General features: G+C 41.9%; 1 protein-coding gene. It reads left to right on the top strand.

The window, feature by feature from the left end; genetic code table 11:
- Positions 1 to 260 precede the first annotated feature (260 nt).
- The gene (locus tag Q0236_RS10050) at positions 261 to 749 is read left to right on the top strand and encodes a hypothetical protein (protein WP_297917367.1); all 489 of its coding nucleotides are present in this window, start codon (positions 261 to 263) and stop codon (positions 747 to 749) included.
- The last annotated feature ends 394 nt before the right edge of the window (positions 750 to 1,143 follow it).

Below are 1,143 nucleotides of genomic sequence, written 5' to 3'. Positions count from 1 at the left end.
AGATATAAAATTTCGCATCGTAATTTTATATCGCGAGCTTTGTCATGCAGCCTAACTTGCGCTTTATTGCGCAATTTCACAGCCTGTGTCGAAACTTATAAAACGGAGTATTAATGAAATTTAGCGAAATCTAGCATAAATTGGATAGCAAATTTGTGATATTTAAGGCCGCATTTTGTTTTGTGCTGATTTGGTATGGATTTCTTTTTAGCTTGAATCCGAAAAGTTTAGATGATCTGAAAATCGCACACGGAATAATCATGGATGTTGGAAGCGATGATGAGCGCCGGTATCTGGAGGTTTTCACCGACGATCGTAGGACTATCAAGATTTTTTTAAACGGCGATACGGATAACCTAACCCCCTTTTATAAAAATAAAATGCTGCACAGTGCGCGAATGATCGAAGCCAATCTGCGGTATCTAGAAATAGACGAATGGCAAGATGTAGGCGGTAGGCCCTCTATCTTGTTGATTGCACACGAATGGCTGGAAGGCAGACGAGTTAAAGCTTGGTATCAAAGCCGTCCGTTTCCGTTTCGGGGTCGCGGTACGGCATATCAGGTCTTATTTTTGGATTATAATGCAAGCATCGATCCGCCGCAGCGCGAGTATCTGATGAAATTCAGATATGACAAATACGCTACGACGGATGATAAATTTACGGCTACGGTATTTGGAGCTTTGACGCTCATTTTTCTTGCGATAATGGCGGGCAAATTTTATCAAGCATGGCGCCAACTGCAATAAACATTGCGCCGCGAAATTTTAAGTAGCATCGGATAGGCTGAAAACACGGCGCGCAGTATCGATACGAAGCACTTTAAAAGACGCTAGGCTTGCGCCGCGTAATTTATCGCAGATAGCGGCGACGCAAGCAGGATAAGCTTACGGCGATAAATTCAGAGCGTCATTAAAATACAGACCGAAATGAGATTTAAAATTTTGATAAGCAGCGTGCGTCCTGCTTTAAAATTTTTTAGGCTCCAGCTGCGCCGGCAAGCGCAAAATTTTAAAATTTAAACTGCGCGAGATTTCAAAATTTCAAAATTTCAAATCTCGCGCTCGTTTAGCAGTACCCATAAATTCCAAACGCCAAATGGAAGCGAATGGGCTAAAATAGTCCATTTATCAGCCCTTTAAT

Source organism: uncultured Campylobacter sp. (genome assembly GCF_938031315.1).
In the GTDB taxonomy this organism is placed as follows: Bacteria; Campylobacterota; Campylobacteria; order Campylobacterales; family Campylobacteraceae; genus Campylobacter_B.
This window is presented reverse-complemented; position numbering and strand designations above follow the sequence as displayed.

Excerpts from the sequence above, each read along its gene's own strand:
- Q0236_RS10050 (WP_297917367.1), top strand. The coding sequence starts at position 261 with ATGGATGTTGGAAGCGATGATGAGCGCCGGTATCTGGAGGTTTTCACC.